The organism is Bradyrhizobium sp. HKCCYLRH1034 (assembly GCF_051168375.1).
Taxonomy (GTDB): Bacteria; Pseudomonadota; Alphaproteobacteria; order Rhizobiales; family Xanthobacteraceae; genus Bradyrhizobium.
Genome location: NZ_JBNPUW010000014.1, coordinates 114,564 through 133,427, shown reverse-complemented (window position 1 = coordinate 133,427; position 18,864 = coordinate 114,564). Strand labels below are relative to the sequence as shown.

Below are 18,864 nucleotides of genomic sequence, written 5' to 3'. Positions count from 1 at the left end.
GCGAATCTCTCCCCTACCGGAGTTCTATTGTCCCGCCGCGGCCATCGCGCGCAGCGGTCGTGGTCTCGGTATTGCGGTAAACGGCGGCTCTCGCCGGCCTCATTCGGCAGCTTGCGCGACCTTCATCCGTCCGGCAGCGTCGAGCACGGCCTTGACGATGTTGTGATAGCCGGTGCAGCGGCAGATGTTGCCTTCCAGCTCCTCACGCACCGTGCTCTCGTCGAGCTCGCCTCCGTGGCGGTGCACAATGTCGATGGCCGACATGATCATCCCCGGCGTGCAATAACCGCATTGCAGGCCGTGATTGTCGCGGAAGGCCGCCTGCATCGGGTGCAGCTCGTCACCCTTGGCGATGCCTTCGATGGTGGTGACGTTGGCGCCGGCGGCCTGGCCGGCCAGCACGGTGCAGGATTTCACGGCACGGCCGTCGATATGGACGACGCAGGCGCCGCATTGGCTGGTGTCACAGCCGACATGGGTGCCGGTGAGGTTCAGATGATCCCGCAGGAGGTGAACGAGCAGGGTGCGATCCTCGGCCTCGACCGAGACCGCCTTGCCGTTCACCGTCAGTTTGACTGTCGACACGAGTAACCTCCCGATGAATTTTTCTTATTCTGATTAGAAACAGCGCCCTCAGGACTTTGCAACTCGAATTTTCGTCTCTGATGTCATTGCGACGTCTTGCGCGCGGCCCCGGCGATTCGGTCGCATGTGGCACGCCATGCGAGGCGGCACCGGCGCGGGTGAGCGCAGGCCGCAGGCCGATGCCGCCCATTTACCGCCCCTTAGCCATTGTGACGTAGTTTTGATCACGCTCTGGTGCGTTGCTGCCGGGCAGTTGGTTTCTGGCCAATATAAAGAATGGCGTGTCGGGGGTGGGAATGTCTGCGCAGCTTGCGCCGCAGTCGCGGCGCGCCAATTTTCTGACCCTGCGATTTCGCGGCAAGATCTTCCTGGGCTTCGCCGTGGTGCTGGCCATCTCCGCCGTCAGCATCGGCTTCTCCTATCTGGGGTTCGAGCGGGTCGCCGCGGCGGTGGCGGCCTATCGCAGCAGCGTTGCGGAAGCCGACACCACCCGCACCATCGATCGCGAGCTGGTCTCGTACCAGGCTCTCGCCCGTTACTATGCCCTGACCGGCAAAGCCGATGACGAGGCGGCGGCCACCGCTGCCCAGCAGGCGCTCCAGGCCGCGATCGACAAATCGATGGCCGCGACCGGCGCCGAGCGGCGGGCGCAGGTCGGCAAGCTGCAGGCGCAGTTTCAGGCCTTCGCCAAGACATTCTCGAGCATCGTTGCCCTGACCCGCGAGAACGCGAAGCTGGCGACCGACCAGATCGGCATCATCGGCAACAAGATCCGCTTCAAGTTCGATGATCTGGCGGACACCGCCGCGCTCGCCGGCCTGCCGTCCGTGCAGACGACGGCCAAGGACCTCACCGGCCAGTACCTGACCGTGTCCGCGCTGGTCGGGACCTACATCGCCAAGCCCGATGCCAAGACGGCCGACGGCGCCATCGCGCGCACGCGCTTCCTGGAAACCTCGCTGGTGACGATCTATGCCAATGACGAGAAGATCACCCAGCGCGTCGCCGAGCTCGGCGACCTGATCAAGCAGTACCGCGCCGCCTTCATCAAGCTGTCGGAGAACATGAAAGCGCTCGACAAGCTCGAACAGGAGATGGGCGTCGTCGGGACCGAGATCATCGCGCTGTCGAACGGGCTGAAATCCGAGGTCGCGTCCGACCAGCAGCGCATCGAGGCCGCCGCCAACACCAGCATCGCGGACATCGAGCGGCTGATCGCGATGCTGGCGATCGGCGGGCTGACGCTCGGCGCCGTGCTGGCGCTGATGCTCGGCAACGGCATTTCCAGGCCGATGATCACGATGTGCAAGGCGATGCGCGAGCTCGCCTCGGGCAATTTCGACGTCCGGCTGCCCGGCCTCGGGCGCGCCGATGAGATCGGCGAGATGGCGGCCGCCGTCGAGGAGTTCAAGGTCCAGGCGGTGGCCAAGGCCGAGCGCGACGCCGCGACGCAGGACGCCCAGAACAAGGCTGCGGGCGCCGCGCGCCGGGCCGAGCTCATCCGCTTCGCCGACGAGTTCGAGACCGCCGTCGGCTCGATCGTGTCCAACGTCTCGAGCTCGGCCGAGCACCTCGAGCAGGCGGCTTCGACCCTGACGCGCACCGCCGAGACCACGCAGTCGCTGGCGAGCCGCGTGAGCGGCACCTCCGACCAGGCCACCGGCCGCATCCACTCGGTCGCGAGCGCGACCGACGAGCTGTCGGCCTCGGTCGACGAGATCGGCCGCCAGGTCCGCGAGTCCAGCCGCATCGCGGAGTCAGCCGTGGCCCAGGCCGAGGAGACCGACGGGCGCATCGGCAAGCTGTCGCGTGCAGCGCAGGAGATCGGCGACGTCGTCAAGCTGATCACCGCGATTGCCGAGCAGACCAACCTGCTGGCGCTGAACGCGACCATCGAGGCCGCCCGCGCCGGCGATGCCGGCCGCGGGTTTGCGGTGGTGGCTTCCGAGGTCAAGTCGCTGGCGGAGCAGACCGCCAAGGCGACCGACGACATCTCCAACCACATCTCCGGCATGCAGGCAGCGACCCAGGAGTCGGTGACCGCGATCAAGCAGATCGGCGGCACGATCCGTCAGATCTCGACCATTGCCTCGTCGATCGCGACCGCGGTCGAGCAGCAGGGCGGCGCGACCCAGGAGATCGCCAGGAACGTGCAGAGCGTCGCGGCAGGCACGCAGGCCGCCGCCGCCGATATCACCCAGGTCAATCGCGGCGCGACCCAGACCGGCGAGGCCTCGGAGGAGGTGCTGCGCTCGGCCCAGTCGCTGTCCTCGGAAAGCGCCCGCCTGCGCGCGGAGCTCAACCGCTTCATGGCGAACATCCGCGCGGCGTGAGTTTTGCGGCGACAGGCTGGTCTTCACGCCGCTCGCAAATGCGTTGGCGAGCCCGCGGCCAAACCCTCCGCTGTCATCCCGGCGAACGCCGGGATCCATACCCCGCGTCAGATGTGTGGCGGGCGGTATCGATCGCGTGCCCCAATCTTGCATCACGCGGTATGGATCCCGGATCGCGCTCGCTCCGCCCGCTTGCCCGGGACGACAGCTGAAATGAGGCGCGCCTGGGCCTCACCCAGGAAACGCTGCGGCCCCCCGGGGCGGGTCGAGCGCCGAACCCCGCCCCACTTCCGGGAACCCAGCGCGCGGCGAGACGTTGGGTCGCAGCGGCAGGGTTTCATTGCCGCATTTGCTTCATCCTCTCGGTCGAGCATGCGGTGCGACCCGCGCCGTCGCATTGGGATTCCATGGCACCCCGACAGGCATCCTTTCCGCACCTCCGCGTCATCACGTCAGCGCCGCAATCCAGCGCGCCGCCGGGCGACACGGCTGGCCAGGATCGAATCATCGAAACCAACATCCCCGCCCGGCTCGACGACCTCCGCTGGAGCGCCTTTCACACCCGCGTCGTGCTGGCGCTCGGCATCACCTGGGTGCTCGATGGGCTCGAGGTGACGCTCGCCGGCGCCTTGTCGGGCGCACTCAAGCAGAGCCCGGCGCTGCATTTCTCCAATCTCGAGATCGGGCTTGCCAACAGCGCCTATCTCGCCGGCGCCGTGCTCGGCGCGCTCGGCTTCGGCTGGCTGACCGACCGCATCGGCCGCCGGAAGCTGTTCTTCATCACGCTCGCGCTCTATCTGTCCGCGACGGCCGCCACCGCCTTGTCGTGGAATGTCGCAACCTACGCGCTGTTTCGCTTCCTGACCGGCGCCGGCATCGGCGGCGAGTATACTGCGATCAACTCAACGATCCAGGAGCTGGTGCCGGCGCGCTATCGCGGCTGGACCGATCTCATGATCAACGGCAGCTTCTGGCTGGGTGCCGCGCTCGGCGCCGTCGGTGCCATCGTGCTGCTCGATCCTGATGTCGCCAGCCCGGATGTCGGCTGGCGGCTGGCCTACGGCATCGGCGCCTGTCTCGGCCTGGTCGTGCTGGTCATGCGGATGTGGATTCCGGAAAGTCCGCGCTGGCTGATGATTCACGGCCATCCCGAAGAGGCGCATCGGATCGTGGCGGAGATCGAACGCGACGTCACCGGCCACGACCGCGAGGCGCGCGCTAAGGAATTGCCGAGGATGCGGCTGCGGATGCGTAGCCACACGCCGTTACGAGAGGTCGCGCATACGCTGTTCTCGGTCTATCGTCAGCGCTCGCTGGTCGGGCTGACGCTGATGATCGCCCAGGCGTTCTTCTACAACGCGATCTTCTTCACCTTCGCGCTGGTGCTGACCGACTTCTACGGCATCAAGTCCGATCATGTCGGCTGGTACATCCTGCCCTTCGCGGCCGGCAACGTGCTCGGGCCGCTGCTGCTCGGCCGTCTGTTCGACACGCTCGGTCGCCGCGCCATGATCACCTTCACCTATGGCGTCTCCGGCGTGCTGCTCGCGCTCACCGGCTATCTGTTCTCGATCGGAGTGCTGAGCGCCGCGACACAGACCGCGGCCTGGATGGTGATCTTCTTCTTCGCGTCACCGGCGGCGAGCGCCGCCTATCTCACCGTGTCGGAAAATTTTCCGCTGGAAGTGCGCGCGCTCGCGATCGCGCTGTTCTACGCAATCGGCACCGGGATCGGCGGCGTGGCGGGACCCGCGCTGTTCGGCGCGCTGCTCGACAGCGGGGCGCGCGGCGCGGTGTTCGGCGGCTATCTGTTCGGTGCCGCGCTGATGCTGGTGGCGGCGCTCGTCGCTTGGCGCTATGCCATCGCGGCCGAGCGCAAATCGCTCGAGCAGGTGGCGCGCCCGCTCGCTGTCATGGAGTAGATGATGATGTCCGACAACTCCGATCTGATCGGTTCTCCTGCGGCGGAGCCCGCCGAGATCGTTCCGACGCCGGTGAGTCTCGTGCCGCATCTTCGCGAGGTGGCGATCCTGCTCGATATCGACGGCACCCTGCTCGATCTCGCGCCGACACCGCGCGAGGTGTGGGTCCCGCCGGGCCTTGCCGAGGCACTCAACGCGTTGCTGCAACGAACCTCCGGCGCGCTTGCGCTGGTCTCGGGCCGCTCGCTCAACGACATCGATCTCATCTTCGCGCCGGAGGTCTACCCCGCCGTCGGCGGTCATGGCGCGGAGATGCGGCTCGGCGGCGGCGGTGAGGCGGATGCGATCAAGGCGCCGCCGCTGGACAAGGAGCTGAAGCGCAGGCTCGCTGCGATCGCCAAGCTCAGCCCCGGCATTCTGCTCGAGGACAAGGGGTACTCGCTGGCGCTGCATTATCGCCTCGCGCCGCAGGCGGAGAAGGCGATCTACGAGGAGGTGTCGCGCATCCGCGCCGAGTTGCCGGAGGCGCCGATCGAGGTGCTGCCCGGAAAATGTGTGTGCGAGATCAAGCATGCCGGCTTCACCAAGGCGAGCGGCGTGCGCGAGCTGATGCGGCACGCGCCCTTCAAGGGACGCAAGCCGTTCTTCATCGGCGACGACGTCACCGACGAGACGGTGTTCGCGATCATGCCGGATTTCGCTGGCCTGTCGTTCTCGGTCGGCCGTCGGGCGCTCGGTGTCGACGGACATTTCGACGCTCCGGACGACGTGCGCGCGTTCCTGGCGCGCCTCGCCGACGGCGGAACTAATTCATCGACCTAGCGGTCCGCGCAGTGGTTCGGTATCGCCGCGTTATTAGTTCCATCCGCCATGCATTCGCATGTTGCATGCGTCGCTCTTGATTAGAAACGTTCTGACTTGATTGACGCTGTGATTACACCGCGCGAATGCCCGAATTTGGTTTCATTTGGTTGAAAGGGTGGCCTGGAACCATATTGATGAACAGCTGTTAACCGACATGACCAACAGGAGGGAGCTGTGAACCTCGTCGTGGTTTCGAATCGGGTGGCACGTGGCAAAGCCAACGAGCCAATGACCGGCGGACTTGCGGCAGCATTGCTGCCCATCGTGGAGAAATCGGGGGCAGTATGGGTGGGATCTTCGGGACGTGTGCGCGACGGCGCGCAGACGGAACCGATCGCGGAGATCGAGCAGATCGGTGAAGGCGCGCTCGCGCTGCTGGATCTGCCGGCTGCGCACTATGCCGGCTACTACGAAGGCTTCGCCAATTCGGCGCTGTGGCCGGCGCTGCATTCACGCAGCGATCTGATCAGCGTCTCGCATGATGACTATCGGTCCTATCGCGAGGTCAACGCCTTCGTGGCGCGCGCGCTGCTCCGGTTCCAGAAGCCGGACACCTTGTTCTGGATCCAGGACTATCACTTCCTGTCGCTCGGCGCGGAGTTGCGCACGCTCGGTGTCAAGAGCCCGATCGGTTTCTTCCTTCACACGCCGTGGCCCGCGCGCAGCGTCATCGACAGCGTGCCGAATCACCGCGATCTCGTCACCGCGATGCTCGCCTATGATCTGATCGGCTTCCAGACCGAGGACGATCGCGAGAACTTCACCGCCTGCATCCGCGCCGATCTCGGCTTGCAGGTGCGTGACGGCGTGGTCAGGTCGCTGCACGGCCGCACCCGTCTGGCGGTGTTCCCGATCGGCATCGATGCCGACAAGTTTGCGCAGCAGGCGGCGAAGGCGGTGGCGCATCCGGACGTGTCGCGGCTGCGCCGCAGCCTGCACGGCGAGAAGCTCGCCATCGGCGTCGATCGGCTCGACTACTCCAAGGGCCTCGTCAACCGCATCAACGCGTTCGACCGGATGTGGACGATGCACCCGAGCCTGCTGCGCGCCGTGTCGCTGCTGCAGATCGCAACGCCGTCGCGCGAATCGATCGAGGCCTATGGCAATCTGCAGAGCGAGGTCGCGCGCCTCGTCAGCGAGGTCAATGGCCGCCACGGCGAGGTCGACTGGACGCCGATCCGCTACCTCAACAAGGGCTATGGTCAGGGCGTGCTGGCCGGCCTCTATCGCAGCGCCCAGGTCGGCGTCGTCACGCCGCTGCACGACGGCATGAACCTGGTGGCGAAGGAGTATGTCGCCGCGCAGAGCCCGGTCGATCCCGGCGTGCTGGTGCTGTCGAAATTCGCCGGCGCCGCCAACGAGCTCGACGCGGCGCTGATCGTCAATCCGCATGACATCGACGGCATGGCGCGGACGATCGCGATGGCGCTGTCGATGCCGCTCAACGAGCGCCGCATGCGCTATGAGATCATGATGACGAAGCTGCGCCGCCATTCGATCCAGCAATGGTTTGCCGACTTCGTCGAGACCCTGCAGGACGGTGACTCGGCCGAGGTCGAGATCGAGCCTCTGCCTGCAGCGCCGGCGGGTTTTCTGGCCGGCCGCATGCTGTCGCCCGGCGCGCGCTATCACTGAACCGGGCGTTACACCTCGCCGCCGCACGGCGGCGAGGCTCAATGGCAGTAGGAGACGCCGTCGAGCACGGCGCAGCGCAGCTTGTTTGGCGAACTCGGATTGTCCATCGGCACCATCCCGTTGCCCTGTCCGACGAACACGCCGGGTCCCACCACCACCGATGCCTTGTTGCCGACGATGACGGACGGGTGCGGCTTCAGGCTGGACTTGGTCCCGTCCGGCCACAGGATCGCATCGCCCTGCCAGATCCCCTTGCGGCCGTCGTCGCAGGTCACGTCGACGCCCTGCTTGGTGCATTGATCGGCGCGCGCCGGGCCGGCGGCAGTCAGGCTGAATGCTGCCGCCAGCAGCACGGCGAGACGGGCAGGGGTGGATGACGGCATCGCGAGGTCCCTCGTGTGCAGCCGGACCGACGGGCTGCAAATCAGTGGTCGTGCCGGCCGGCCGGCCGGTTCATCGATCGGCCGGCGAGCGGCGGCGGCCCCCGGCCGAGCCCGCAACCAGGGCGGATTGATGATTTTTATCAGCGATTTGGGGGAAATTTGCCGCCGAGGCCCCCGCCCGGCTTGCAAAACGCCGCCGACCCCGCCAAGAGAGGGCCGCCGGAGAGATGGCCGAGTGGCTTAAGGCGCACGCTTGGAAAGCGTGTGTGCGGGAAACCGTACCGTGGGTTCGAATCCCACTCTCTCCGCCATCCCAGCGTTCGCATCTGTTCGCTCCCGTCCGCCAACCCCCTGAAAAATCGCCGTAATTTTAGCGTTTGATGCCTTCTGGCGTCCGCGCGGGTTCGCCCCAGAACGTGGGTAAACGCGCGCAGGATGTGGGTAGCATCGTGGGTAGGCTGCGCGAGGCAGAAATGGCGCATCTGGTGGGCCGGTTGACGGCGCTGAAGGTCGCGAAGGTCAAGAAGCCAGGCATGTACGCCGATGGCGCGGGCCTTTATCTGCAGGTCACAGGGGACGGCGAAAACACGTCTGCCAAATCCTGGATATTCCGCTTCACCCTTCGCGGCCGCTCCCGCGAAATGGGCCTCGGTTCGTTCTCGATCTTTGGGCTGGCCGAAGCGCGGGCAAAGGCAGCCGAGTATCGACGGCAGGTCTACGAAGGCATCGATCCGATCGAGGCGCGCCGAGCGCACCGCGTTCAGGCTGCCCTGGAGGCCGCCGCCGCGCTGACCTTCAAGGAATGTACCAAGCAGTATCTGGCGGCCCACAGCGCCGGCTGGCGCAACGCTAAGCACGCGGCGCAATGGAGCTCGACGCTGAAGACGTATGCCGAGCCGGTGATCGGTTCGCTCTCGGTGCACAGCATCGACACCGCGCTGGTGATGAAAATCATCGAGCCGTTGTGGTCGAAGAAGCCGGAAACAGCCTCGCGGCTGCGTGGTCGAATTGAAGCTGTGCTTGATTGGGCGACCGTGCGGGGCTTTCGCCAGGGTGAGAATCCAGCTCGGTGGCGCGGCCATCTCGACAAGCTGCTGCCAGCACGCACCAAGGTGCGCAAGGTCAAGCACCACGCCGCCTTGCCCTATGATGAGCTACCCGCATTCATGACCGCATTGCGGGCGCAAGACGGCGCCGCGGCGCGAGCGCTTGAGTTCTTGATACTGACGGCGGCCCGCACCGGCGAGGTGATCGGTGCGCGACCGGAAGAAATAAAGGACAAGGTCTGGACGGTGCCAGCCGGACGCATGAAAGCCTCCAAGGAACACCGCGTTCCGTTGCCTGCAGCGGCGCTGGCCATTGTCGAGAAACTGCGTAACGAACAGGGCGGGGCGCATCTGTTTCCCGGCGGCAAGCGCGACAAGCCGCTCAGCAATATGGCTATGCTGGCGCTGCTCGACCGGATGGGGCGATCGGACCTGACCGCGCACGGCTTCCGCTCGACCTTCCGAGACTGGGCCGCCGAGTGCACGAATTATCCCAGTGAAGTGGTTGAGATGGCACTCGCCCACACGATCGGCAGCAAAGTCGAGGCCGCTTACCGCCGAGGCGATCTGTTCGAGAAGCGGAAAACTTTGATGTCCGATTGGGCAGCATTTTGTGCCTCAAGCGGAGGCGCGGATCAAAAGATCATTTCGATTCGCGCCTGAACTGCCCGCTCGCTGGCTTGGCTGCGCATCTTAGCTTTCGAATGCCTCCCGAGAAGATTGCTCGCAGAGCAGATCCCTGGTGCTGACAGTTCGATATGCTGTGCAAACATTAGCCGGAACATTTTGCGCGCGGCAACCCGATGACGCTCGCCATCGGGAGCTTGAACACGTGCTCAGCGTGAGGAGCCTTTATCCGCGGAGTTCGCAATCATGGGAATCAGTTTAGTTGATGCTTGCGATCTCGATAGTTGCGCGAAGCCGTATAGATTACGAGCGACGGATCGCTTTCGCCCGACCGACATTACAAACTTGGAGTTCGCCGACATTTAGGAGAGGCGCCGTACGCGTCGTTCGGAAACGGTAACCGCACGTCGGCCATTTTGCAAATCGCTTCAATCAGGAGCCGAACCGCTCGGGCATCCCATTCCATTTGCTCAATAGGCACGTCCCAATGCTCTGACACAACGTGCGCTGCATGGCGAGCTTTTATGCCCAGGCCTACGATCGTCCGCGCCGGCGTAGCCATGATTGCCAGCTCAATGGGCGCCAGGCGAGCCAGCACCGATTCGATTTTCTGCGTTCGGCTGGCGTCGTCCGAGCGGACGTTCTCCGCGTCTGGGGGCTCTCGCTCATCAACGCGATGGGACTCTAACGCAGAAATCTCCGACAACAGCGTGATAAAGGTCGTGTCTAACTGGACAAGCGCAAAATCGGGATCAAGCTGCTCAGCTGCGGCCGTCCGATCCAGCGAAAGCTCATTCCGAGCATTCGACTCTTCCGCTCTCAGAGAGGTAGTGGGATTCATCGCCTCCCCCTTACGGTACGTTGTCCATTCGCCCCTCGACATTCATTCCAGGGGAAATTGCATGTATTGGTCATGGTGTGCGCCAGCGCTCGCGCCTGCAGCCACGCTGCATGAGACGGAGCGGCATTCCCATTGAAGCCCCCGCGAAGCGAATAGGGTGGTCCCGTAGAATACCGAATTTATCGGTATCTGAAAAGTCGTTTTATGTCTCTGGCCCCCTTGTGAGGCCGGGATGCCGAAAACGGTCACATCACCCCTGCAGAAAAAGCTTGCCGCCATGCTGGTCGAGCACAGGAAGGCTGCGGGCTTGAGACAGGTCGACCTGGCTGAAAAGATGGGTGTCTACCAGTCCTGGGTGACCCACATGGAATCTGGTCAGCGTCGGATTGATGTCGTCGAGCTTATTGAGCTGGGGAAGATCCTGGGGTTCGACCCGATCGACGTGGTTAGGAAGTTGAGCCGCAAGTAGGCCTTGCGATCCCAGTCGTGCTCTGGGACCTGATATTGTCGGACGACATCGTGCGAGAAAGAGCGTTCTTCAAGCGCGTGGCGGCGATAGGGATTTACCCGGCGGTGCTCTATTCGCTAGCGAAGCTTTGAAATGTAATTGGAGTCGGCCGGCCAATCAAAGGGATCCATCACCAGCAAGTACATCCATATGATAAGCAATGCGCCGATCATTGCGGCCGACATAATTATGGGATGCATCTAAGGTTCCTAGACCTAGTGAAATTCAAGCGGACGGCTTACGCGCTTCATCGGGGTCGCGCGGAGGGCGGCTATAGCTCCGCTTCTTAAGCGGCTGGTGAATCGCTCATAGAAGTTGACGAAGTGCGCGGCCACACGTGGCCTAGTGGCAGTACGTCACCGTGGCTCGTAGGCTACGAATCTGAGGGCCAGAAGTTCGAAACATTCTGGGCGCGCAAGCTACCCCATTCAATCTTGAAAGCGGATCGGGCATTGCTTCGCGCACCACCGCTAGCATGGAGCATGGCTCGGGACGGGGCCGCGACGGGCTTACGACCCGCGATGTGCTGATGATCGATGAGGAGGGCATGGTCGGCACGCGCCAGTTGGAGCGCACTATCCCATGCTGCCGCAGCCGGTGCAAAGGTGGTGCTGGTCGGTGATCCGCAGCAGCTGCAATCCATCGAGGCGGGTGCGGCGTTTCGGTCGATCCATGAGCGGCACGGCGGCGCCGAAATCGCCGAAGTACGTCGTCAGCGGGAGGGCTGGCAGCGCGACGTCACGCGTGATCTGGCCAATGGCAGAACCAGCAAAGCGCTCGGAGGTCACCGCTCCCACGGCATGGTGCACGAGGCCCAGATCCGCGAGCAGGCTTGCGACGATCTGCTCGACCGCTGGGATCGCGACCGGCAGGCGTCGCCCGACAAGAGCCGGATCATCCTCACCCACACCCCGAGCGGCTATGCCATTTCGCGGAACCCCGGCTAGCTGAGCAGCAAGAGTGTTACGATGAGGCGAATGAGTGCGAGCAGAAATTCGGCGATTGCAAGATAAAGATCGCGCGGGTCCGTCATGGTTTCAGTCTCCGTCCAGGCCAGCGCTTCACCGGCCTTGATGTGAGAATTGATAGTTAACCCGTGCTATCAGTCCTCCGAGGGGCGCGTCTGAGACATTAATTCCCGGCCAATGCGCTCGGCCTCGGCCCCAAGTTCGCGGGCGGCGTCGCGGATAGAGGCACCTTGGGCGCCGCTTTGCTTTGGTTGCGGAACGCGGCGTCCCTTAACCGGTAGTCGCGATACCCATTTTGGAAAACCAAACTTGGCGGGCGCCTTGCTCACGGCAGCATGCAGGCGCTTCAATCGGTTCGGAAGTGTCGTGCGGTCGGCCGCGCGCGGCGGGCGAATCATCGCAGCCCAGCGCACGAGCTGGTCGAAGGACCGCGTGCGATATTGCGGCCAGGTCATCCAGACATAGACCTGCCAGAGGATTTCCAAATCATAGGTGCTCGGCTTGACGCCCGGCGGCCGGCCGCGTTTCCTCTTCACCAATGGCGGACTCCAAGATTCGAAAAAATGGCATGCGGCTGTCCTGGCGAGGATGATATAGCTAAGCACATTGCGGCTACAACAAAGCGGATACTGAAGGGTAAGCATGGCGAAGGGAAAGAGGAAAGCAGCGTCGCTGCCGTCGCAGAATCACAGGCTCTGGCTGCTCAAATATGAGGTTGATGATGAACGTTTCCAGCAGATCTTTGGCGACTTCGCCGATCTGATCCGCCGTTCGGAGCGCGCTTGCGAAAAGGCAGCAAAGCAAGGAAATCCCGAATATGCCGAAGCGGTCTCCGACACGGAGTCCGATTATCTCGAAGAGCTTATCGGCGCATCGTTTCTTGTGCTTCAGGCTAAGATTCGAAGGGTCGATAAGGCAGCCGAACATCTGGTGACGTTCATGAAAGAACAGCATGGGCTAACGGTGAAGGGTCTCGACCACCAGAGTATCTTCGCGCTCGGCGGCAAATACCGGAAGAGCGGACACAGCCGGATCGAGCTCATTTGGGCGATCGGAAACTACTATAAGCATCGTGATGAATGGGATGCTGAGGTCTGGAAGAGCCGGCCGGCGATCGCGCAGGGCCATGATCCACACCGCCAGTCACGTCGAACGCGCCAGACAGTCGAAAAGGCCGGCATAGTGCAGCTCTCGACTGGCAATATGCGTCGAGCCTACGAATTCCTTGGGATCAAGCAATATTCGAAATGCGAAAAACTCGCCGAAAAGGTTCAGGCGTGGGCAAAGGAGGTGTATGAGCACGCAAAAAAGGAATGCAGCCGGGCACAAACCGGCTACTGAGTTTTCGCCCGCACGACCGGCACAGTTTTGAACCCGCGCGAGGCAAGGCCCGCGCGTACGCGTTCAACTGCTCCCTCGTCCGCATTAGGCCCGACCATCACCTCGACGATGCTTTGTTTGAGACGCGGCTGAGCGAGTTCGACCCGTGGCCGCTCAGGGTTGATGATGGGCAGCTTTGGGTGCTTCAGGAAGTTGCGGGCGAGAATGCGCATTTCGTTCTGGTGGCTCCACTTGGCGTCTTTGGTCGTTACGCATGCCAGAGCAGCTCGGTGTCACTGATGCCAAGAGGTCGCGGCAGAACCACATCGCCTCTTCACCGGACTTCAGCCATTTGCGTCGTTGCACCTGCTCGATCGATGCCAGTGCCGCATCGATCACCTTCGTGTGGCGAGCCCGCCCGTCCGCGTCCCTGTACGCAAGAGCGCAGCCTCAGCCAGGCTTATTGGCACGCGTGAACTCGCGCATTTCCTGCAGTTGGCGGTCGCTCTCGGCTTGCGCCCGCTTCCCGAGCTCGACAAACCTATCGAGCGTCTTGATGCTTTCGCTTGAAATATCGTCGGGCACCGCGGCATCGACGGGCGTGGGTCCAACGCCTGGCTGAAACATGGATAAAGAGGCCCAGCCGATCTCTATGTAATTCCGCAATCGTTCGTTCGGCGCCATTTTCCATGCTGCCTTGAACACCTGCAGCATCTGGTCTTTCGGTAGCGGCAGCCAGCTTTCGTCCATGAACGCGGTAGGATGTCGCTCGAGCAGTTTGCCGTACTTCCCAAGTATGTCGGCAATAGCGTCCGTCGTGAGCTCCGCTGGCTTAGCTGACTTGCCCTTGAACCAACCTAGCATGAGATCACCCGAAGTCTGAGGTTCTCACGGTCACGGTATTGTTCGAAACTTGCCCGGCGCCGTACTTTTGGCTGCCCTTCGCCTGGCAGGTATCTTCGCCGTAGTCTTGGACCGCTTCATGCGAGATATCAACGATTACGAGCTCGTTCTGCGAACCCATCGCCTTGTAGCTCGTGCCTGTCATGGTCTGCATGGATTCACCGGTATACGTGAGGGACATCGGTCTTCCCTATTTTCCGGGTGCTTGGTCGCGACCGGGTGCTTGGTCGCGATACATGAGCGCAGGCGCGTACGTGCCGACGTGCCCGCAGCTCGGGCACTTCAGGTCCGAAATGGTCCGCTGCTTTACTTCAGGTTTTTCATCAGGCGACGGCGCTTCGAGGAAAGGAATGGGCTCGTCGCATCCGGCGCATTCAACGACAAAGTACCACTGACCCGGTCTTATCTGGTTGAGCATCGGAATCGCCTCGCTGATCTTGACCGGTACGATGTGCTCAACCGTCGCTTTTGGCAATAGAACGCCGAAGTACCTGGCGCCGTCCGGCGTGATCGAGTGGTTCTTCTCGAAGATCTCGTGCTCGTAGAAGCCAAGCGTGTAACGCATGACACGAGGCTGGTGAAATGGGTCTATAGAACACGCGCCCAGCGCGCCGGACGCAAGCAAAGGCGGCTCTGGGTATTGCCAAAGTCCCGTCGACGGTGGCTGGCGGTCCGCCGCTCGGATGCTAGACTTTCTAGTTTCGGATTTCGCTGCGGAACTAAGGACAGCCGCAAGAAAATGGTACCACCAGCGACCTCATTGAACCTCGTCGAAGTCGCGCTCCGGGCGCCATCCGACTGGATCTGCGATCCAGCGGCTGATGTCAGATTCATGCCAGCCGGTCCCGTTGGTGCTGATTTTGAGCTTAGGCGGGAACGTGCCCTCGGCGATCTTGCGGTAGATGGTGGACCGGGACAGGCCTGTCCTCGCGAGGACAGTTTTCAAACGGATGATACGGTCGGGTTCGCGCATGGCCGCGCTGCATCCTGCTGGCTGTTTCTGACTGCATCTGAGACAAGACATGATCGGCGGGCCCAGATCAGCAAGCTCATTTTTGCGTTGCCGTACCTCGGCGTAGAGCCGGCAGAAAATGGGCGGAGTTAAAGTTCGGGGCCTCGGCCTCTTCCAAGGTCAATGCCGTGGGTGAAGGCCAATTCGTGGCCGAGCCGGCGGCCTGATTCGAACGAGATGCCGAGCTCCCGCTTGCGGCTGGCGAGGATGGATTCCAGTTGTGGATCACGTTCGAGGCTTCTCGCCATGTCGCCCATTGCAGAGCGGGTCGCCTTGTAGCCGGACATGTCGCCAACCTGATATTGGCGCCGGCTAGCTTGGTCGAGTTTCTGCCAGCGCTCCACGAAGCGGTCCGCGCGGCGACTCGGATCGGTGCGCAGCTCGGTCTCGAGCTGGAGTGCGCGCACGGCGCGCCCGACTTGGCCGCCGGCGGCCTCACGGGCCAGCTCGGGGTTCTGCTTGTAGGCTGACTCGGCGTCATGTGAGCCATAGGGTCGCATCTGCTCGAAGGCCTGCCGAGCGTTCTGCAGCTCTTTGACCTGCGCAGGTGTGGCCGCTCCGCCCATCTCCTGCGCTGTGACGATGGCATCGACTGCGCGGGCATGGCGGACGAGTGCCCGAGTGCGCAAGCGACGCAATTCCTCGCGCGGCTCTTCGGCCACCTGCCGTTCCGGCGCTTCGATATCGCGCCGGTCGGCTCCCGTCCGCCTCGCTTCCCTTTCCGGCGATGCCTGCTCCGGCTTGCGTCCGCCATCCGGCCGGAGGGCATCTGCAGGCGAGCGCAGGCCGTCGAATATATCGCGCAACTTCTCCGGCACGATCTTGCGCACTATCTCGACCGCGCGCTCGCGGAACGTGATCCCGCGCCGTTCGGCATAGCTCTGGATCGGATCGGCCAAGTCGTAATCCGAGGCCATATCCTTGGCGCGGTCGCGCGACAGGGCGCGGGTGAGCCGGTCCGCATTGGCAAAATCGTCGCGGCCATAATGCAGGTCCACCCCGTCACGATGCCGCGACAGTGCGACATAGCTGCTATGGGCGTCCATACCGGGCGTTGCGAGCACATGGACGCGGTCGACCGTCATGCCCTGGGCCTTGTGGATCGTGGCGGCATGGCCATGGTCAATCCGGTTGTAATCCTTGAGGTCGAAACGCACGGATCGGCCATCCTCGGTCTGCACGGTCATGGATTGCGCGCTGACCCGCTCGATGGTCCCGAGCGTGCCATTCTTCACGCCAAGCCCGCGCTCGTTCTGCAGGAACATGACGCGATCCCCGCTCGCGAAGTTTCTCGCGCCGCGCTCGACCGTCACGCGTACCTCGTCGCCGAGATTGCCCGCGGCCCGCATCCGCCCGCGCGCTGCTTCGTTCAGCGCCCGGACCTCGTCATTGGTGTGGGTGAGGATGATCCGGCTCCGGTCCGGCAAGGCCTGCCGATCACGGTCCCAGCGCTCGATCAGATCGTCGCGCGCCTGCCCGCGACTCTCGGCCTCATGCACCATGCCGTGGGAGCTGTACGCTCCGAGCGCATGGTCCACCTTGCCGGTCGCCAGATCGCGCGTGGCATCCCGCTGCCAGCCCTCCCGCTGACGGCGCACGTCGCCGATCTCTGCTCCGCCGTGACGCTCATGGATTGACCGGAATGCCGCGCCTGCCTCGATGGCCTGCAGCTGTTGCGGATCGCCGACCAGCACCACCTTCGCGCCGGCCTCGGCAGCATGAGACAGCACGCGCTCAAGCTGGCGCGTGCCGACCATGCCCGCCTCGTCGATCACCAGAATATCGCTCGGCCTGAGCAGGTCACGGCCTTGCTCCCAGCCATGCTCCAGGCTGGCGATCGTGCGCGACACAATGCCCGATCCGCTTTCGAGGTTTTCCGCCGCGATGCCGGACAGCGCCACGCCCCGGACCTCGAAGCCTGCCGCTTCCCAGGCCTCCCGCGCCACCCCCAGCATCGCGCTCTTTCCTGTCCCGGCATGGCCGACCACGACGCTAAGACCGCGCCCGTCTGTGATATGCGCGAGCGCCTCGGCCTGCCCGGACGACAGCACGAGGCCGCGCCCTTCCGCTCGCATCAAAGCGCCCTGGCGAGCTGCGTCGCGAACCCCATGGTGCTCCCGGTCCACCATCAATTCAGCGGCACGGTGCAGGCACCGTTCTGTCTCGACCATCCCGCGGGTGGTGAACCGATCCTCGCCGCGGGCGTCCTTACCGAGTTCGACCAGATCGGGCGCTCCCTGCATCGCGCCCGCCACCTGGTTGAACTGGTCGAGCCCGTCACTATGCCGGTGCGCGAACTTGGCCAAGTCCCGGCGTGTGAACGTCGATTGCTGCTGGGTGATGGCGTCCAGTCCAAGGGAGGGATCGGCGATGATCCGCGCGCCATTGTTGCGCGCGATTTCGCGGTGCATCTCCGCGCGGTCGGCCTCGCTCCCTTGACCAGCGATGCCCCGACCCTCGATGCGCTTTGCAGGCGCGCCGATCTGGCTTTGCGGCTCCAGCGCAATGCCCTGGGCTTCCAGACTGCGATGGTCGATCCGCGCGTCGATGTCGAGCTCGGCCAGCCGCTCATTGGCAAGCTCGGCCCAGCGCTTACGCCAGCGCTCAACCAGCTCGGTGCGGTTCCAGTCCCGTACCTTGTGGCCAAAACCGTTCTCGTCGACCGCGCGCATGGTCAGCATGACATGCGCATGGGGCTTGGGCATGCCGTCCTCGGCCATATCCCAATGCACATTGAGATCAGCGATCATGCCGCGACCGATGAACTCGCCCTGAACGAAGTCGCGAGCCAGCTCGATGCTCTGCGCCTCACTCAGCTCGCGCGGAAGGGCGAACTCGACCTCACGAGCTAGCTGCGCGTCTTTGCGGACCTCGGACGCTTCGACATCGTTCCAAAGCCGCTTGCGGTCGCTCCATGCCTGCGGCGCGTTCTCCGGCAGCATCACCTCGGAATGGACGACGCCGCGCTTGGCGGAAAAATCCTGATCGCGGCCAATACGCTCGTCGCGTAGCCGCGAGGCTGAGCGGTAGGCCGCCGCCGCCACCGCGCTGCTCCCGGCCTTCCGGCCAATGACCTTGACGTGAAGATGATAGATCGCCATCGCGACCAGATCACTGGCACAGCGAAGCGCACGTCGGAACGACGTATAAGCGCGCCCTCCCTCGAAAAAATCTCGGGAGGGACTATCCCGTCTCAGCTCGTCCTGACGACCTTACAGCATTGTGAGGGGTGCCAAGCTATCATTTCTCCATCGAACACATGGAGACGCTGATGCGTAAACCCAGGGACTTTGACGCGGACCTGAAGGCACTCGAAAACAAGGCGCGCGGGCTGAAAACTCGCAAGGTGCGTCAGCTCGGCGAACTGGTTATTGCCACAGGGGCTGACACGCTCACCGCTGAAGAACTCGCCGGTGCGCTGATTGTGCTGGCCGAGACGAAGGAGGCCGGAAAGAGGGAGGCATGGGCCAAACGCGGGGCCGCGTTTTTTCAAAGCCGGGCGCGGCGAAATGCGCCAACAACTGACCGCAATAGGGACGGCGCTTCTGCGCAGCCGAGCGGTACGCAACCAGCATCAGGCCGCAAGGGCGCGACATGACATGCGCACGTGGCAAGTCGAGCGCCGCAAGCGCACACGGCATCTCATCGAACTCGGTGGCCTCGTCGCCAAAGCCGGAATCGTCGATCTAACCGGCGACGACCGCGCCACGATCCTCGGCGCGCTGCTTTGGATGGCCGACAAGCTCCAAGGCGATCAAGGCGAAACGGCGCGCGAGCTATGGGCCGCAAAAGGCAAGCAAGCGTTCGAGACGTCGAGGCCTTCAAAGAAGCGTACGCGATTTCAACCGTCGTAAGAAGAGCGCGTCAGATGTTTTCGAGCTTCGGTACGGTAATTTCCTTCAGGACGACGGCGCCTC

The 18,864-nt window shown here is 63.5% G+C and carries 19 protein-coding genes, 1 tRNA gene and 1 pseudogene; 11 read left to right on the top strand and 10 right to left on the bottom strand.

Features of this window, described 5'->3' with window-relative positions; all coding sequences use genetic code 11:
- Positions 1–99 precede the first annotated feature (99 nt).
- Positions 100–585, bottom strand: a complete 486-nt coding sequence (locus ACQR0W_RS27700; RefSeq protein ID WP_315717018.1) for a (2Fe-2S)-binding protein — start codon at positions 583–585, stop codon at positions 100–102.
- A 296-nt stretch (positions 586–881) separates the two neighbouring features.
- Here ACQR0W_RS27700 and ACQR0W_RS27695 point away from each other — a divergent pair, with 296 nt between their 5' ends.
- The 4 genes from ACQR0W_RS27695 to ACQR0W_RS27680 all read left to right on the top strand — a co-directional run bounded on the left by ACQR0W_RS27695 (position 882) and on the right by ACQR0W_RS27680 (position 7,339).
- On the top strand, positions 882–2,918 hold the full coding sequence (locus ACQR0W_RS27695) for a methyl-accepting chemotaxis protein (RefSeq protein WP_315828358.1): 2,037 nt from the start codon (positions 882–884) through the stop codon (positions 2,916–2,918).
- A gap of 407 nt (positions 2,919–3,325) precedes the next feature.
- The gene (locus ACQR0W_RS27690) at positions 3,326–4,840 is read left to right on the top strand and encodes an MFS transporter (protein WP_315750786.1); all 1,515 of its coding nucleotides are present in this window, start codon (positions 3,326–3,328) and stop codon (positions 4,838–4,840) included.
- Positions 4,841–5,662 (top strand): trehalose-phosphatase, encoded by an 822-nt coding sequence (gene otsB / locus ACQR0W_RS27685; RefSeq protein WP_315750788.1) that lies wholly within the window; start codon positions 4,841–4,843, stop codon positions 5,660–5,662. It begins immediately after the preceding gene.
- A gap of 216 nt (positions 5,663–5,878) precedes the next feature.
- Positions 5,879–7,339, top strand: coding sequence for a trehalose-6-phosphate synthase (locus tag ACQR0W_RS27680; RefSeq protein WP_315750791.1), 1,461 nt, complete (start codon positions 5,879–5,881; stop codon positions 7,337–7,339).
- A gap of 38 nt (positions 7,340–7,377) precedes the next feature.
- On the opposite strand, the gene ACQR0W_RS27675 is transcribed toward ACQR0W_RS27680, so the two are convergent.
- Complete coding sequence (locus ACQR0W_RS27675) at positions 7,378–7,722, bottom strand: hypothetical protein (RefSeq protein ID WP_315717023.1); 345 nt, start codon at positions 7,720–7,722, stop codon at positions 7,378–7,380.
- Between the two features lie 221 nt (positions 7,723–7,943).
- On the opposite strand from ACQR0W_RS27675, the gene ACQR0W_RS27670 reads away from it, so the two are divergent.
- Positions 7,944–8,033 (top strand) — tRNA-Ser (locus ACQR0W_RS27670).
- A gap of 162 nt (positions 8,034–8,195) precedes the next feature.
- Positions 8,196–9,431: a tyrosine-type recombinase/integrase gene (locus tag ACQR0W_RS27665; protein WP_434840843.1), complete on the top strand. Its 1,236-nt coding sequence runs from the start codon at positions 8,196–8,198 to the stop codon at positions 9,429–9,431.
- A gap of 301 nt (positions 9,432–9,732) precedes the next feature.
- Here ACQR0W_RS27665 and ACQR0W_RS27660 read toward each other — a convergent pair whose 3' ends face one another.
- Positions 9,733–10,236 (bottom strand): hypothetical protein, encoded by a 504-nt coding sequence (locus ACQR0W_RS27660; RefSeq protein WP_434840844.1) that lies wholly within the window; start codon positions 10,234–10,236, stop codon positions 9,733–9,735.
- A gap of 232 nt (positions 10,237–10,468) precedes the next feature.
- On the opposite strand from ACQR0W_RS27660, the gene ACQR0W_RS27655 reads away from it, so the two are divergent.
- Positions 10,469–10,705, top strand: coding sequence for a helix-turn-helix domain-containing protein (locus tag ACQR0W_RS27655; protein WP_434840845.1), 237 nt, complete (start codon positions 10,469–10,471; stop codon positions 10,703–10,705).
- A 424-nt stretch (positions 10,706–11,129) separates the two neighbouring features.
- Positions 11,130–11,655, top strand: a pseudogene (locus ACQR0W_RS27650) (AAA family ATPase); the annotation flags it as partial.
- Positions 11,656–11,846: 191 nt separating this feature from the next.
- Here the strand turns inward: ACQR0W_RS27650 and ACQR0W_RS27645 are convergent.
- Positions 11,847–12,251, bottom strand: a complete 405-nt coding sequence (locus ACQR0W_RS27645) for a hypothetical protein (protein WP_434840846.1) — start codon at positions 12,249–12,251, stop codon at positions 11,847–11,849.
- Positions 12,252–12,354: 103 nt separating this feature from the next.
- Here ACQR0W_RS27645 and ACQR0W_RS27640 point away from each other — a divergent pair, with 103 nt between their 5' ends.
- On the top strand, positions 12,355–13,053 hold the full coding sequence (locus ACQR0W_RS27640; RefSeq protein ID WP_434840847.1) for a hypothetical protein: 699 nt from the start codon (positions 12,355–12,357) through the stop codon (positions 13,051–13,053).
- Here ACQR0W_RS27640 and ACQR0W_RS27635 read toward each other — a convergent pair.
- From ACQR0W_RS27635 to traA, 6 genes are all read right to left on the bottom strand, one after another.
- Positions 13,047–13,265, bottom strand: a complete 219-nt coding sequence (locus tag ACQR0W_RS27635) for a hypothetical protein (RefSeq protein WP_434840848.1) — start codon at positions 13,263–13,265, stop codon at positions 13,047–13,049. The two genes, ACQR0W_RS27640 and ACQR0W_RS27635, sit on opposite strands and share 7 nt — an antisense overlap.
- A gap of 217 nt (positions 13,266–13,482) precedes the next feature.
- Positions 13,483–13,896, bottom strand: a complete 414-nt coding sequence (locus tag ACQR0W_RS27630; RefSeq protein WP_434840849.1) for a hypothetical protein — start codon at positions 13,894–13,896, stop codon at positions 13,483–13,485.
- A gap of 4 nt (positions 13,897–13,900) precedes the next feature.
- Positions 13,901–14,116, bottom strand: a complete 216-nt coding sequence (locus ACQR0W_RS27625) for a hypothetical protein (RefSeq protein WP_434840850.1) — start codon at positions 14,114–14,116, stop codon at positions 13,901–13,903.
- 9 nt (positions 14,117–14,125) lie between these two features.
- Positions 14,126–14,500: a hypothetical protein gene (locus tag ACQR0W_RS27620; RefSeq protein WP_434840851.1), complete on the bottom strand. Its 375-nt coding sequence runs from the start codon at positions 14,498–14,500 to the stop codon at positions 14,126–14,128.
- A 192-nt stretch (positions 14,501–14,692) separates the two neighbouring features.
- Positions 14,693–14,908, bottom strand: a complete 216-nt coding sequence (locus tag ACQR0W_RS27615; RefSeq protein ID WP_434840852.1) for a helix-turn-helix transcriptional regulator — start codon at positions 14,906–14,908, stop codon at positions 14,693–14,695.
- A gap of 128 nt (positions 14,909–15,036) precedes the next feature.
- Positions 15,037–18,048, bottom strand: coding sequence for a Ti-type conjugative transfer relaxase TraA (traA, locus tag ACQR0W_RS27610; protein WP_434840853.1), 3,012 nt, complete (start codon positions 18,046–18,048; stop codon positions 15,037–15,039).
- Positions 18,049–18,218: 170 nt separating this feature from the next.
- Between traA and ACQR0W_RS27605 the strand changes: the two genes are divergently transcribed.
- Both ACQR0W_RS27605 and ACQR0W_RS27600 read left to right on the top strand, forming a co-directional pair.
- Positions 18,219–18,545 (top strand): conjugal transfer protein TraD, encoded by a 327-nt coding sequence (locus ACQR0W_RS27605; RefSeq protein ID WP_434840854.1) that lies wholly within the window; start codon positions 18,219–18,221, stop codon positions 18,543–18,545.
- 1 nt (position 18,546) lies between these two features.
- A complete protein-coding gene (locus tag ACQR0W_RS27600) occupies positions 18,547–18,801 on the top strand; it encodes a conjugal transfer protein TraD (RefSeq protein ID WP_434840855.1) in 255 nt (84 codons plus the stop codon).
- Positions 18,802–18,864 lie beyond the last annotated feature (63 nt).